Source organism: Streptomyces sp. NBC_00377 (assembly GCF_036075115.1).
GTDB lineage: Bacteria > Actinomycetota > Actinomycetes > Streptomycetales > Streptomycetaceae > Streptomyces.
The window spans coordinates 5,003,779-5,017,706 of sequence record NZ_CP107958.1 but is presented as its reverse complement, the minus strand read 5'-3'; the positions used below and the strand labels follow the sequence as shown (position 1 = coordinate 5,017,706).

The window sequence follows — 13,928 nt, the reverse complement described above, 5'->3', positions numbered from 1 at the left end:
TTGACAACAGCAACAGGAACGTGCTGCGGAGGGCCCGCGGAGGCAGGTATTCGCAGGTCGGAGCGGCTCTCCGAGGGGGGAGAAACGCGCACGTTACACGCATCCGAAGCCCCACCTGAACGGCCGAACGTCCACAAATGTCCACTTCCGGGAGTGCGACTTCCGCTACTCCGTTCGGTTCACGTGGCCGGATACAGGTCGTTTCCGGAATTGATCATCGACTCTTCGGGGCGGGCCGTGATCAATTCCGGGGAGCGCCTCGCATTCCTTCACCGGAAATCCGCGAGCGGACGTCGCGGCCGGTTATGTGAATGGCGGGCGAGCAGGAAGAAGACGGGTGGTGTCAATGTGCCTGAGGAGTCGCAAGTGAGCCACCGGAGGCTGTCACGACGGTCCCCGCGGGACCCGCGGGAGGCCGGCGGACTCGTCCGCCGAGGCACGGGATCGCTCTGGAGGCGGGTCGGGTGCGGTGCCGCAGGAACGGCTCGGTAACCTGAGGCCTGCTGACAGACCCTTAGGACGGCTTCATCCAAAGGAAAGCCGTCCGCGTGCACAAGGAGTTGCCGCCGCCGTGAGCAGCAGCCTTCGACGCGGCGTCCTCGCCGCTTCCGCCATCGCGTTCTCGATCGCCTCGCTCGCCGCCTGCGGGGCCGGCAACGACTCCCAGACCCTGGAGATCAAGCCGGACAACGCCGCCGTCCACGTCGGCGACATCAAGCTTCAGAACGTCGTCATCATCACCCAGCCCGACCTGGAGTCGACCGGTCCCGCCGTCATCTCGGCGACCGTCTTCAACAGCGGCAGCGAGCCCCAGACGCTGGAATCCATCACTGTGGACGGCGGCAAGTCCGCCGAGATCAAGCCCGCCAAGGGCAAGGGCGAGCTGGTCGTGCCGGCCCACGGCTCGGTCGTCATCGGTGGCAAGAACAACGCCTCCGCCGTGCTGACGAACAGCCGTGAGGCCGTCAAGGACGGTGACGCCCAGAAGGTCACCTTCACCTTCAGCGAGACCGGCGAGGTGTCCCTGCGCGCCTTCGTGGTCCCCGCCGAGAGCTACTTCTCCTCGTGGGGCCCGAGCGACATCCCGACGGCCGCGCAGTCCCCGTCCGGCAGCGCGTCCCCGTCGGCCTCCGGGTCCGCTTCCCCGGGCGGCACGGAGTCCGGCTCGGCCTCCCCGTCGAACTCGGCCTCCGCGTCCGCGTCGGCCGCCGGCCACTGACCCGACACCCACGGGACCGGCCCACGGACACGGGCCGGCCCACGGGCCGCCCGACCACGGGCTGACCCGACGGTCACTGGCTGACCGACCCAGTACACGGGAAGGGCGGCCCCCCGCGCGGGGGGGCCGCCCTTCCCGTGTCACCGCTGTCGCCACGGCTGTGGCCGTACGGTCTACGGCTCGAACTTGTAGCCGAGACCGCGAACCGTCACCAGATACCTCGGGGCCCCCGGGTCCGGCTCGATCTTGGCGCGCAGGCGCTTGACGTGGACGTCGAGGGTCTTGGTGTCGCCCACGTAGTCGGCGCCCCAGACCCGGTCGATCAGCTGCATACGGGTCAGGACGCGCCCGGCGTTGCGCAGCAGCATCTCCAGGAGGTCGAACTCCTTCAGCGGGAGGTCGACCTTGGAGCCGGAGACCGTCACCACGTGGCGGTCGACGTCCATGCGGACCGGACCGGCCTCCAGAGCCGCCGGGGTCACCTCCTCCGGCTCGCCCCTGCGACGCAGCACGGCCCGGATACGGGCGACAAGCTCACGCGAGGAGAAGGGCTTGGTGACGTAGTCGTCGGCTCCTATCTCCAGGCCGACGACCTTGTCGATCTCGCTGTCCTTGGCCGTCACCATGATCACGGGCACGTTGGAGCGGCCGCGCAACTGCCGGCACACCTCCGTACCGGGCAGGCCCGGCAGCATCAGATCGAGGAGCACGAGGTCGGCGCCGTTGCGCTCGAACTCGTCGAGCCCGTCGGGCCCGGTGGCCGCGACGGCGACCTCGAAGCCCTCCTTGCGGAGCATGTACGACAGGGCGTCGGAGAAGGACTCCTCGTCCTCGACGACGAGCACTCGGGTCACGGAAGGACCTCCGGGGCGGAAAGCGTCCGGGTCGCGGACGAATCGGGGGATGAGGCACGGGGTGGGGTCTGGAGGGAGCGGTACGGGGAGGAGTGGTGCGCGGAGGACCGGTCGGCCTCGCCGACGTCATCGAGGTCGTCGGTCTCGTCGGTGTCGTCCGGGTCGGGGTGCTGGTGCGCGCGGTCACGGGCCACGCCCGCCTCCGGCAGCCGCAGGGTGAACGTGGAGCCCTGGTTCTCGGCGCTCCACACCGTGACCTCCCCGCCGTGCGAGGCGGCCACGTGCTTGACGATCGCCAGCCCGAGACCGGTACCGCCCGTCTGGCGGGAGCGGGCCGGGTCGACGCGGTAGAAGCGCTCGAAGATGCGCTCCTTGTCCTTGTCGGAGATGCCGATGCCCTGGTCGGTCACGGCGATCTCGATCAGGTCCCCGCCAGGACCGCTCACCCGGCGGGCGGCGATGCCGACACGGGTATGGGCGGGCGAGTAGTTGACGGCGTTCTCGACCAGGTTGCCGAGGGCGGCGGCCAGCTGGCCGCGGTTGCCCCAGACACTCAGGACGGCGGCGCCGTCCACCGGCCGCGCACCGCCCTGCCCGGGTCCTTCGGACGCCGTCACGTTCGTGGCCATGGTGATCTGTTTGGTCCCGGCCTGGTGACGGCAGCGGTCGACGGCCTCGGCGACCAGTTCGTCGATGCCGACCGGCTCCGCGTCCTCGAGGGGGTCGTCGTTCTGGACCCTCGACAGGTCGATGAGCTCCTGGACCAGGCTGGTCAGCCGGGTGGCCTCGATCTGCATACGGCCGGCGAACCGCTCCACCGCCTCCGGATCTTCCGACGCGTCCATGACCGCCTCGGAGAGCAGGGAGAGCGCGCCGACCGGTGTCTTCAGCTCATGGCTGACGTTCGCGACGAAGTCCCGCCGGACCGCTTCGATCCGGCGGGCCTCGGTGAGGTCCTCGACGAGCAGGAGGACGAGCCGGGAGCCCAGCGGAGCCACTCTGGCGGACACGGCGAGGGCCTCGCCGCGTCCGGTTCCGCGCCGGGGAAGATCCAGTTCGACCTGGCGTATCTCCCCGTCGCGTCTGGTGTCCCGGGCCATCTTGAGCATGGGCTCGACGCTGAGCCGGCCGCCGCGTACCAGCCCGAGGGCGTAGGCGGCGGAGCTGGCCTTGACGACGGCGTCGGCCTCGTCGAGCACGACGGCGGAGGAGCGGAGCACGGAGAGGACGGTGTCCACACCCGGCGGAAGCACCGGGTCCGTGTGCAACGAGGTACGCGTGGGGCGCTTCTGCTCCCGCTCGCTCCAGCGGAACGCCAGCGTGGCGATGACACCGGTGAGGACCCCGGCGATCGCTGCTGCTGCGGCGACCGCCGCGTTCACGTCCATGCCACCAGGTTAGGCACGCGATCGGTCCTGGCCACAGCTGTCGAGGTGCGACCTCGAACACTCGTCGCCCAGAGTTCACCTTGGAGCCAGTGGTGGTTCATTTGGGGTGACGGAAATCGACGCGTACGGGGCGGACCGTGGCACCGTGGGGTTCGCAGCACCGGTTCCACGGCCGGTCGGCGCCGGTGCAGCAGCCGGTCCCGGCCCGGTTCGCGGCCGGTTCTGGCCCCCGGAACCGAACTCGAACCCCAAGCACGACGTACGAGAGGGAACCCTGATGCGGGACGCGTACCACGAGGAACTGGACTCGATCGGCGACAGCCTGGTGGAGATGGCCCGGCTGGTCGGGTCGGCGATCGGACGCGCCACGACCGCCATTCTCGACGCCGACCTGAAGCTCGCCGAGAGTGTCATCGAGGCCGACAAGAGGGTCGACGAGCTCCAGCACGACCTGGAGGCGCGGGCGATAGCGCTGCTGGCGCGGCAGCAGCCGGTGGCGACGGACCTGCGGATCGTGGTCACGTCGCTGCGGATGTCGGCCGACCTCGAGCGCTCCGGCGACCTCGCCCAGCACGTGGCGAAGCTGGCCCGGCTGCGCTTCCCCAACCGTGCGGTCCCGCAGGACCTGCACGCCACGATCCTGGAGATGGGCCAGCTCGCGCAGCGCCTGATGGCGAAGGCGGCCGAGGTCGTCGTCACCAAGGACGTCGACCTCGCCCTCCAGCTGGAGTCGGACGACGACGCGATGGATCTGCTCCACCGCACCCTCTTCCAGCACCTGCTGGACGACCGCTGGAAGCACGGCATCGAGACGGCCGTCGACGTCACGCTGCTGGGCCGCTACTACGAGCGGTTCGCCGACCACGCGGTGGCCGTCGCCAAGCGCGTGGTGTTCCTGGTGACGGGCGAGCACGCGGACGAGCTCCAGCCGGAGATCCAGCCCGACATCCAGCCGGCGCCCCCGGCGGGAACGGGCGCCGAGGGGATCTGAGGCCGAGGGGCGTACCGGACGACGTCCCGGGCGTGCGCAAGCCGCTGTGCGCCGTTGAGCCGTTGATGCGCCCAGCGGACCGGGCATGCAATGGGCACAGGGCCACGCACAGGCCCTACGTCTCCGGGAGGAACCCATGGCCGAGTCCCCCATCACTCCCACGCCCGATCCCGCACAGGAACGCCCGACCGAGCAGCCCGCCGAGATCAGGAACCTGATGCTGATCGGCGCGTGCGGCTGCGGTTCCGGCTGCGGCTGCGGGTGCCAGTCGGGCAACCCCTGCCAGTGCGGCTGAGACCGCGCGACGCACGTACGGGGCGAGGGGCCCCGGTGCCGGTACCGGCACCGGGGCCCCTCGTCCCTGTCCGGGCAGGACCTCGTCCCTGTCCGGGCCGGCCGTCGTTCCTGTCCGAGGCCGGGTGTAGGTCCTCGTCCTCCGGTCGCCGCGCAGGGGGCGCGAGCGCAGCATGGAGTGGAGGGGGCGGCACGACACCGGAAGGGGGCGGGCAGTCATGACCCGCTTCATGGACATCCACCACGACATGCAGGGCATCACCGCCGACCAGCTCGCCGCGGCCCACCAGGCGGACCTCGCCATCGAGGGCGAAGAGGGCGTGCACTTCGAACGAGCCTGGGCGGACCCCGAGTCCGGAACCGTCTACTGCCTCTCCGAGGCACCGTCGGCGGACGCCGTCCTGCGCGTCCACGAGCGCACCGGCCACATGGCGGACGAGATCCACCCGGTGCCTTTGACGGTATGACGTGCCGTCCGCGGGATCACCTCGCCCCGGGCGGTGCCGACGCCGCGCCGGTCAGGAAGGCCTGACCGCGGACACGGCCGTGACGGTCACCTTGTTGTCGCACTCGGCGAACTGACCGTCGTCCAGAGCGACCTGGTGGCGCCCCGACCCCGGCAGGCCGACGACGACAGTGGGGTACACGACGGGATCCGCGCCGGATGCGCAGTACCCGTCGCCTTCCCCCTGCACCTGCACGAAGGTCAGCTTCACCCATGCCTTGCCCCGCGGGGCCAGCGTCACCGGCGACGCGGATCCCTTGGGCGTGACGGTGAGCGGTGCGTTGTGATCGGGAGAGCCGTTGCCTGCTCCCGCGACGGACGGATGGCCCTTGAGGCGGCAGGCCTTGGCCGAGCGGTTGGTGAACTCGACGACGGCCGCCCCGGTCCCGGTGCCCGCCGGCCGGTCGGCCGCCTGATGGGCGGTGACCTTCAGACTGCCCGCGGCACAGGTCGGCGCGGCGGCGCCCGCGGTGACGTCCGTGGCAGGCGTCGAGGCGGCGGAGCTCCCGGAGGGGGAGGCGAGGCCGGAAGCGGCGTCGGAGGGAGAAGCCGCGGAGGAAGAAGCGGGGGAGGAAGAAGCCGGGGTGGCCATGGACGGCGAGTCCAGACCGGCGGAACTGTCGGAGGCGGGGCTCGCGGAGGCGCTGGAGGAATCCCCGGACTGGCATCCCGTCACCATCAGTGCGGCCGAGGCCACGAGAACCGCCACCACGGAACCCCGGACCCCGACCCGACCCTGACTCCGGTTCCGGTTCCCGCGGTCCCTGTCCCTGTTGTCCATGTCCCCGTTCCTGTTCTCGCTCTGGTCCGTGTACCGCTTCGCGCTCTGGTTCGCGTGCTGCATGGTGGCCCCCGAATCCGCATCGCCAGGGGCATGACCCCTCGGCACCGACGTTCGTCAACCCAGACACAACGGGCAGGCGCTCAGGTTCTCCTGACAACCGACCTGTGACCCATCGGTGACGATAACCGGCCGTACCGCTCGAACCTCGTCAACCGGGCCCATCGACGGATGGCGACGTTCACCTGCGCCCACGCCCCCGGCTCGCCCTCCCCCCGGCCCGCCGCCGGATGCCCATGGACGCCGGACCGCAAGCCCGTGGCCACCGTCTTGGACGCCGTCAAAATGACGCGCCACGGCGACTTGGGGCTCGTACGCTCCGAACCGGAGAAGGGCGGGCGGAGCCATGACGGACGGGTACTTCCTGCTGGTCTGCGACGACGTGCCCCATGACGTGGTGCTCACCGACCCCGGTGTCCGTGTGATGGACGTCGTCCGAGTCGTGCGTCGGCTGACGGGGCTGAGCCTGTGGCACAGCAGGGTATTGGCGACGCGGATTCCCGCCGTCATCCTCACCTGCGTCTCCGAGGAGAACGCGGCGGCAGCCGCCTCGGCCCTCCGCGATGCGGGAGCCCGGGCGGAGACGAGAGAACACCCGGAGCCGTACGCACCGAATCACTGAGCCCGGTCCGATCAACCGGCCGACGACCCGAAGACGCCCAAGCCCGACCAAAAAGCCCCCGCCCCGCGAGAAACTCGCAGGTCGGGGGCTTACCGGTGTCGCGTTACTTCTTCTTGCCCTGGTTTTTCACTGCTTCGATCGCTGCTGCGGCCGCGTCCGGGTCGAGGTAGGTTCCGCCCGGGGTCAGCGGCTTGAAGTCGGCGTCGAGTTCGTAGGCGAGGGGGATGCCCGTCGGGATGTTCAGGCCCGCGATGTCGGCGTCGGAGATGCCGTCGAGGTGCTTGACGAGGGCGCGGAGCGAGTTGCCGTGGGCGGCGACCAGGACCGTGCGGCCGGTCAGGAGGTCCGGGACGATGCCGTCGTACCAGTACGGGAGCATGCGGACGACGACATCCTTGAGGCACTCCGTGCGCGGGCGCAGCTCCGGGGGGATGGAGGCGTAGCGGGGGTCGGCGGCCTGGGAGAACTCCGAGTCGTCCGGCAGCGGCGGGGGCGGGGTGTCGTAGGAGCGGCGCCAGAGCATGAACTGCTCCTCGCCGAACTCCGCGAGCGTCTGCGCCTTGTCCTTGCCCTGGAGGGCGCCGTAGTGGCGCTCGTTCAGGCGCCAGGAGCGGTGGACCGGGATCCAGTGGCGGTCGGCGGACTCCAGCGCCAGCTGGGCCGTGCGGATCGCGCGCTTCTGGAGGGACGTGTGGACCACGTCGGGGAGGAGATCGGCATCCTTCAGGAGTTCGCCACCGCGGACCGCCTCCTTCTCGCCCTTCTCGTTGAGGTTGACGTCCACCCAGCCGGTGAACAGGTTCTTCGCGTTCCACTCGCTCTCGCCGTGACGGAGGAGGATCAGCTTGTACGGTGCGTCGGCCATGCGTATGAGCGTAATCCACCGCTCCGGTCCGTTGTGCGCCCGCTCGCAGAGCGGACAGGCCCTCTGACACTTGACGGGATCTGTTAATTGAGTGGCCCCCCGCGCTTCGTCTCTCGTAAGTTCTGAGCGCCGCATGAGCCACTTACATCCCGGGGGATCCGCCATGTCCGTCGCCGTCCTGAGACGTGCCGCCCGCGAGACCCTCTCCGGGCTGCCCCGCGAGTTCTGGTGGCTGTGGACCAGCACCCTCGTCAACCGGCTCGGCGGTTTCGTCGCCACGTTCATGGCGCTGTACCTGACGCTCGACCGCGGGTACTCCGCCTCCTACGCCGGACTCGTCGCCTCCCTGCTGGGCCTGGGGGGCGTCGTCTCGTCGCTCGGCGGCGGGGTGATGGCGGACCGGCTCGGCCGGCGGCCCACCCTGCTCGTCGCGCAGACCTCGACCGCCGCCTCGGTGGCGCTGCTCGGGTTCGTCGAGCACCCCGTCGCCATCGCCGGCGTCGCCTTCCTCGTCGGCATGGCCTCCAACGCCTCCCGGCCGGCCGTGCAGGCGATGATGGCCGACATCGTGCGGCCCGAGGACCGGGTCCGCGCGTTCTCGCTCAACTACTGGGCCATCAACCTCGGGTTCGCCGTCTCCTCCATGGCTGCCGGATTCATCGCCGAGGTCAGCTACCGCGCCGGGTTCCTCCTGGAGGCCGGAATGACCCTCGTCTGCGCGGTCGTCGTCTTCCTGCGGCTTCCCGAGTCCCGGCCCGTGCGGGAGGAGAAGGCCGTAGCGGAGGACGCCGTGGGGATGGGGACCGTGCTGCGCGACGGGCGGTTCATGAGCGTCGTCGGGCTGTGCTTCCTCGTTGCGCTCGTCTTCCAGCAGGGGGCCGTCGGGCTGCCGGTGGCGATGGGCGCCGCCGGGTTCACACCGGCCGACTACGGCATGGCGATCGCCGTGAACGGCGTCCTGATCGTGGCCTTGCAGATCCCCGTCACGCGCTTCATCGAACACCGGGACCCGCGGCGGCTGCTGGTGGTCTCCTCGGTGCTCGCCGGGTACGGATTCGGGCTCACCGCCTTCGCCGGGTCGGTCGGCGTCTTCGCGCTCACCGTCTGCGTCTGGACGCTGGCGGAGATCGTCAACGCGCCGACCCAGACCGGGCTCGTCGTCCGCCTCTCCCCCACCCACGGCCGTGGGCGTTACCAGGGCATGTACACGCTCTCCTGGGCCGTGGCCTCCCTGGTCGCCCCGGTGATGTCCGGCTTCGTCATCGACCGCTTCGGGGCCGAGTGGCTGTGGGGGATGTGCGCGGTCGTGGGCACGGCCGCGGGCATCGGGTACGCCGTGCTGATGCGGCAGCTGCCGGCGACCGAGGAGTCGTCCGCGTCGAAGGCCTCCGCCTGCGACGGGCCTCCCAACCACCGGCCCTCCTCCGAAGCGCCCTCCGCCCACCGGCCCTCCTCCGAAGCGCCCTCCGCCCACGGCCGTACGGCCCCGGAGCCGGAGAGCAGCACCGCCTGACCCGTGCCGCGACCCGGGCCGTGCCGCGACCCGGGCCATGCCGCCGCCTCACGTCCGCCGGCGGATGCCCACCCCGCCGCCTGCCGCCTGCTGCCTGCTGCCTGCTGCCTGCTGCCTGCTGCCTGCTGCCTGCTGCCTGCTGCCTGCTGCCTGCTGCCTGCTGCCTGCTACCTGCTAAGGGTGCATCCGTGCGCCCTTCAGCACCTTGTCCACCGCGTTCCTCGGGCCGTAGACCGCCAGGCCGACGAGATCCAGATCGGCCGTCCGGACCGCTCGCACCGCCGCGCGGTTGTCGCGGTCGTTGCCGGTGGCGAAGAGGTCGCTGGTGAACACCGCGCGCGGGAGGGACCGCGAGAGCACACGCGCGTGGGCGGCCGCGAGCGTCTCCTTCGTGCCTTCGAAGACCAGTACCGGCTGACGGAACATCGACAGGCAGCGCACGCCGTCCGCGTCCTCGTACGGCTCGCCGATCACCTCGGGGAGCGCCGTCCCGAGGCCGCTCACCAGGAACGCGGTCACGTTCAGGCGCTGCCAGGTCTCCAGGCCGTCGCGCAGCAGGACGGCGATCTTCGTGTCGAAGCGGACCGGTCCGGCGCTCGTGGCCGTGGTCATGGCCGTGGTCATGGCCGTGCTCGTGGCCGTGGTCATGGCCGTGCTCGTGGGGACGTCGGCGGTGGTGCCGGTGCTGGTGCTCGTGCTGGTACTCGTGGTCATGCAAGGAGACTGCCGATCGTCGTACGACGCCGTCTTGTACGTTCTTTGCATGGCACCCCGGCAGGAAGTCTCCGCCTGGCGACCTGCCGTTCCCGGCGTCGTCGAGGTCTTCCACGCCCACTTCACCGGGTACGCGTACCCGATGCACGTCCACGAGGCGTGGACGCTGCTCATCGTCGACGACGGCGCCGTACGGTACGACCTCGACCGGCACGAGCACGGCACCCCGCACGACACCGTGTCCCTGCTGCCGCCGCACGTACCGCACAACGGCTCACCGGTCACCGCGGGGGGCTTTCGCAAACGGGTCCTGTACCTCGACGCCGACGTGCTCGGCGAGAACCTCATCGGGGCCGCCGTGGACGCGCCCGACCTGCGGGATCCCGTGCTGCGCCGGCGGGTCGGGCAGTTGCACTCCGCGCTCGCCCGGCCGGGCGACGAGCTGGAGGCCGACAGCCGGCTGACACTGATCGGCGAGCGGCTGCGGGACCATCTGCGCGCCGGTCGGGAGGTCACCGCCCAGCGCCGCGACCCCGTCCTCGCGGGCCGCCTGCGTGAACTGCTCGACGCGCGTGTCGTCGAGGGCCTGACGCTGGACGAGGCCACCGTGCTCGTACGGGCCCACCGGGCCCACCTGGTGCGGGCGTTCAGCACGGCGTACGGCATCGCGCCGCACCAGTACCTCACCGCCCGCCGCGTCGATCTCGCGCGTCGACTGCTGCTCGACGGGCGGCCGCCGGGGGAGGTCGCGGTGGCGGCCGGCTTCTACGACCAGGCCCATCTCACCCGGCACTTCCGGAAGTTGGTGGGGGTCACACCGGGACGCTACGGGAGGCCGGGCAGGGCCCCCGTCCGCTGATCACCTGACATGGGCCACCTGACATGGGCCACCTGAGACGGGCCGCCTGACACGGGAGCAGTCCTCGCCGCGGTTGCGGAGGGCGTCAGCCGGCCGGGTCCGTCGAACCGGTCGAGTGCGTGGTGTCCGTCGAGTCGGCCGAGTCCTTGGATTCCGTCGGGGCGGCCGGGTCCGTCGAACCGGTCGGGCGTTGGGTGAGGTGCGCGAACGCGTCCAGGTTGCGCGTCGGTTCGCCCCGGGAGATCCGCCATTCGTACTCCCTGCGGATGGCGCTCGCGAAGCCCAGCTCCAGCAGGGTGTTGAAGGCGCCGTCGGCGGCTTCCAGGACCTGGCCCATGAGGCGGTCGATCTCGTCGGCGGTGACCGTCGGAAGGGGGAGGCGGGCGGTGACGTAGACGTCGCCGAGCCGGTCGACGGCGTAACTCACGCCGTACAGCTTGAGGTTGCGCTCCAGGAGCCAGCGGTGGACGCCGGACTCGTTCTCGTCGGGGTGACGGATGACGAAGGCGTTCAGGGAGAGGGAGTGGCGGCCGACGATGAGGGAGACGGTGGTCTTGAGTTTGCGGGTCCCGGGCAGCAGGACCACGTAGCTTCCGGGGTCCGGGCTCTCCCACTCCAGTTCGGCGTCCTTCAGGAAGCCCTCGATGACCTGTGCGGCCGTCTTCTCCACGTCACCCATGCTCGGAGCGTACGCGACGGCGGTGGGACTGGGCCGCGGCCGCGTAGACGTCCGCGGTGGCGGCCGCGGCCGTGTCCCAGCCGAAGGACTGGGCGTGCGCGCCGGCGGCCGCGCCCATCCGGGCGGTTAGGTCGGGCCCGTCGGCGAACCGCGCGAGCACGCGCGCGTAGGCGGCCGGGTCGTGGCCCTGCACCAGGAAGCCCGTCTCGCCGTCCCGCACGGCCACCGGGAGCCCGCCGACACTGGCCGCGAGTACCGGGGTGCCCGCTGCCTGCGCCTCTATGGCGACGAGCCCGAAGGACTCGCTGTAGGAGGGCACGACCAGCAGCGACGCCGCTCGGAACCAGTCCGCGAGCTGGTCCTGGCCGACCGGCGGACGGAACCGTACGACATCCGCGATGCCGAGCCGCGCGGCCAGCTTCTGTAGTCCCTCCGGCTTGGCGAGGCCGCTGCCACTGGGGCCGCCGACGATCGGGACAACGATGCGGGAGCGGAGCTCGGGGCGCTCGTCGAGCAGCACGGCCACCGCGCGAAGGAGCACGTCCGGAGCCTTCAAGGGCTGGATGCGGCCCGCGAAGAGCGGGATCAGGGCGTCCTGGGGCAGGTCGAGGCGGGCGCGGGCGGCGGCCCGGCCGTCCGCCGGGGTGAAGCGGTCGAGGTTGACGCCCGGGTGCACCACGGCGACCTTGCCGGGGCCGGCGTGGTAGTGCCGTACGAGTTCGTCGGCCTCCTCCGCCGTGTTGGCGATGAGGCGGTCGGCGGCGGCGACGATCTGGGTCTCGCCGATGACGCGGGCGGCGGGCTCGGGGGTGTCGCCGTCGGCCAGGTTGGCGTTCTTGACCTTGGCCATCGTGTGCATGGCGTGCACCAGGGGGGCGCCCCAGCGCTGGGCGGCCAGCCAGCCGACGTGGCCGGAGAGCCAGTAGTGCGAGTGCACGAGGTCGTAGTAGCCGGGCCGGTGGCCTGCCCAGGCCTGCATCACCCCGTGCGTGAAGGCACAGAGCTGGGCCGGGAGGTCCTCCTTGGCGAGGCCCTCGTAGGGGCCTGCGTCGACATGGCGGACGAGGACGCCGGGGGCCAGCTCGACGGTCGGCGGGAGGCCGCCGGTGGTGGCACGCGTGAAGATCTCGACCTCGATGTTGATCGCGGCGAGGCGCTGCGCCAGCTCGACGATGTAGACGTTCATGCCGCCCGCGTCGCCGGTGCCCGGCTGGTGGAGCGGAGAGGTGTGCACGGAGAGCATCGCGACGCGGCGGGGGCGGCGGTGGAGCCTGAGCCGCGAGGGTGCCGCCGTAGAGCGACGCCCGAGCCTGTTGGCGTACTGGCTCACGGGGCGTTCCTCCTTGCTGCGGGCATGCCGGAAGGAGGGTGTGGGGCCCTCCAACGGGGTGGAACACCGGAGGGACGCGTTCCCATTCCGGGTGGGTCGCCGAAAGGGAGCGTTTTTGCTCAGCCATTACCCCGTCTCGCTCAACCGTTCGATGCCGATGTGCGTTGCGGGAGGCTGAACAGACCTCGCCCGGACACCGAACGCGCCGGGGGCGCCGGACGCCGGGGACTCCGGACGAGCCGAGACGCCGGACCCGGCCGGCCGGGAGGCGGAGCCGCATTACCCTCGTAGGCATGACGTCCCGCGCTCCCGCCCGCCCTGTGGGCACGGTCACGCGCGGGACGACGAATCCCAACCGGCTGCGCCGCATGGACCGCTGGATCGCCGCGACGCACGGCGCCGAACTGCGGCGGGCCGTCGAACCGCTCGCCGTCGACCTCGGATACGGCGCCGCGCCCTGGACGGCCGTGGAACTGCTGCGGCGGCTGCGCCGCGTCGCGCCACGCGCGCGTGTCGTGGGCGTCGAGATCGAACCGGCCCGGGTGACGGCCGCGCGGCCCTACGAGCGCGAGGGACTGGTCTTCCGGCACGGCGGGTTCGAGATCCCCGTGTCCGGGCGGCCGCACCTCGTACGCGCCGCCAACGTGCTGCGGCAGTACGACGAGGACGAGGTCGCCCCGGTCTGGGAGCGGCTGTGCGCACGCCTCACGCCGGCCGATCCGGCGACCGGCTCCGGTGGCGGGCTGCTCGTCGAGGGGACCTGCGACGAGATCGGGCGCCGGCACGTATGGGTCGCGCTGGGACCGGAAGGGCCGCGCACGGTCACCTTCGCGACCCGGCTGGGGTCCCTGGAACGGCCCTCGGACCTGGCGGAGCGGCTGCCCAAGGCGCTGATCCACCGCAACGTCCCGGGTGAGCCGGTGCACTCCTTCCTCCGCGACTTCGACCGCGCCTGGGCGGCTGCCGCGCCTTACGCCTCGTACGGCGCGCGCCAGCGCTGGATCCGCGCGGTACGGGACCTGACGGCCGACTGGCCGGTGACGGACGGACCTGTGCGGTGGCGGCAGGGGGAAGTGACCGTGCGGTGGGGGGCGTTGGCCCCCCGGAGCTGACCCGGGGTGCCGCCGCGTCCGAAGCAGGGGTCGCGCCGGGAAGTCGCGCCGAAAGGTCTCGAGATCCCTTCGGGACAACAGGGAACGATCTCCGTGAGTCGTTCGTCACACAGACGGGGAGATCGTCATGCCGGGGTGGGGA

The 13,928-nt window shown here is 71.3% G+C and carries 14 protein-coding genes and 1 pseudogene; 8 read left to right on the top strand and 7 right to left on the bottom strand.

Annotated features, from left to right (window positions below):
- Positions 1 to 571: 571 nt before the first annotated feature.
- Positions 572 to 1,219 carry a DUF461 domain-containing protein gene (locus OHS71_RS22565; protein WP_328481170.1) on the top strand — a complete coding sequence of 216 codons (648 nt, stop codon included), beginning with the start codon at positions 572 to 574 and terminating at the stop codon, positions 1,217 to 1,219.
- 173 nt (positions 1,220 to 1,392) lie between these two features.
- Here the strand turns inward: OHS71_RS22565 and OHS71_RS22560 are convergent, their stop codons facing one another.
- Entirely contained in the window at positions 1,393 to 2,073 is a 681-nt protein-coding gene (locus tag OHS71_RS22560; protein WP_010358452.1) for a response regulator transcription factor, read from the bottom strand.
- On the bottom strand, positions 2,070 to 3,461 hold the full coding sequence (locus OHS71_RS22555; RefSeq protein WP_328481169.1) for a sensor histidine kinase: 1,392 nt from the start codon (positions 3,459 to 3,461) through the stop codon (positions 2,070 to 2,072). Before OHS71_RS22555 ends, OHS71_RS22560 begins: the two co-directional genes overlap by 4 nt.
- 277 nt (positions 3,462 to 3,738) lie before the next feature.
- Between OHS71_RS22555 and phoU the strand changes: the two genes are divergently transcribed.
- The 3 genes from phoU (at position 3,739) to OHS71_RS22540 (ending at position 5,213) form a co-directional block, all read left to right on the top strand.
- On the top strand, positions 3,739 to 4,452 hold the full coding sequence (gene phoU, locus OHS71_RS22550; RefSeq protein WP_328481168.1) for a phosphate signaling complex protein PhoU: 714 nt from the start codon (positions 3,739 to 3,741) through the stop codon (positions 4,450 to 4,452).
- A 136-nt stretch (positions 4,453 to 4,588) separates the two neighbouring features.
- A complete protein-coding gene (locus OHS71_RS22545; protein WP_171398028.1) occupies positions 4,589 to 4,747 on the top strand; it encodes a hypothetical protein in 159 nt (52 codons plus the stop codon).
- Between the two features lie 217 nt (positions 4,748 to 4,964).
- On the top strand, positions 4,965 to 5,213 hold the full coding sequence (locus OHS71_RS22540; protein ID WP_328481167.1) for an SCO4226 family nickel-binding protein: 249 nt from the start codon (positions 4,965 to 4,967) through the stop codon (positions 5,211 to 5,213).
- Positions 5,214 to 5,264: 51 nt separating this feature from the next.
- On the opposite strand, the gene OHS71_RS22535 is transcribed toward OHS71_RS22540, so the two are convergent.
- Positions 5,265 to 5,960, bottom strand: coding sequence for a DUF4232 domain-containing protein (locus tag OHS71_RS22535; protein WP_328481166.1), 696 nt, complete (start codon positions 5,958 to 5,960; stop codon positions 5,265 to 5,267).
- 478 nt (positions 5,961 to 6,438) lie between these two features.
- Here OHS71_RS22535 and OHS71_RS22530 point away from each other — a divergent pair, with 478 nt between their 5' ends.
- Positions 6,439 to 6,714, top strand: coding sequence for a ribosomal protein L7/L12 (locus tag OHS71_RS22530; protein ID WP_328481165.1), 276 nt, complete (start codon positions 6,439 to 6,441; stop codon positions 6,712 to 6,714).
- Positions 6,715 to 6,817: 103 nt separating this feature from the next.
- Here the strand turns inward: OHS71_RS22530 and OHS71_RS22525 are convergent, their stop codons facing one another.
- Positions 6,818 to 7,579 carry a phosphoglyceromutase gene (locus tag OHS71_RS22525; protein WP_328481164.1) on the bottom strand — a complete coding sequence of 254 codons (762 nt, stop codon included), beginning with the start codon at positions 7,577 to 7,579 and terminating at the stop codon, positions 6,818 to 6,820.
- Between the two features lie 163 nt (positions 7,580 to 7,742).
- Here OHS71_RS22525 and OHS71_RS22520 point away from each other — a divergent pair, with 163 nt between their 5' ends.
- Positions 7,743 to 9,092: an MDR family MFS transporter gene (locus OHS71_RS22520; RefSeq protein ID WP_328481163.1), complete on the top strand. Its 1,350-nt coding sequence runs from the start codon at positions 7,743 to 7,745 to the stop codon at positions 9,090 to 9,092.
- Positions 9,093 to 9,266: 174 nt separating this feature from the next.
- Here OHS71_RS22520 and OHS71_RS22515 read toward each other — a convergent pair whose 3' ends face one another.
- A complete protein-coding gene (locus OHS71_RS22515; protein WP_443047171.1) occupies positions 9,267 to 9,716 on the bottom strand; it encodes a DUF2000 family protein in 450 nt (149 codons plus the stop codon).
- Between the two features lie 139 nt (positions 9,717 to 9,855).
- Here OHS71_RS22515 and OHS71_RS22510 point away from each other — a divergent pair, with 139 nt between their 5' ends.
- A complete protein-coding gene (locus OHS71_RS22510; RefSeq protein ID WP_328481162.1) occupies positions 9,856 to 10,665 on the top strand; it encodes an AraC family transcriptional regulator in 810 nt (269 codons plus the stop codon).
- A gap of 184 nt (positions 10,666 to 10,849) precedes the next feature.
- Here the strand turns inward: OHS71_RS22510 and OHS71_RS22505 are convergent.
- Together OHS71_RS22505 and mshA are read right to left on the bottom strand one after the other, a co-directional pair.
- Positions 10,850 to 11,344 (bottom strand): annotated as a pseudogene (locus OHS71_RS22505) (YbjN domain-containing protein); the annotation flags it as partial.
- The gene (gene mshA, locus OHS71_RS22500) at positions 11,337 to 12,674 is read right to left on the bottom strand and encodes a D-inositol-3-phosphate glycosyltransferase (protein WP_328481161.1); all 1,338 of its coding nucleotides are present in this window, start codon (positions 12,672 to 12,674) and stop codon (positions 11,337 to 11,339) included. The pseudogene OHS71_RS22505 and the gene mshA, both read right to left, overlap by 8 nt.
- 293 nt (positions 12,675 to 12,967) lie before the next feature.
- Here mshA and OHS71_RS22495 point away from each other — a divergent pair, with 293 nt between their 5' ends.
- Complete coding sequence (locus OHS71_RS22495) at positions 12,968 to 13,786, top strand: class I SAM-dependent methyltransferase (RefSeq protein ID WP_328481160.1); 819 nt, start codon at positions 12,968 to 12,970, stop codon at positions 13,784 to 13,786.
- Positions 13,787 to 13,928 lie beyond the last annotated feature (142 nt).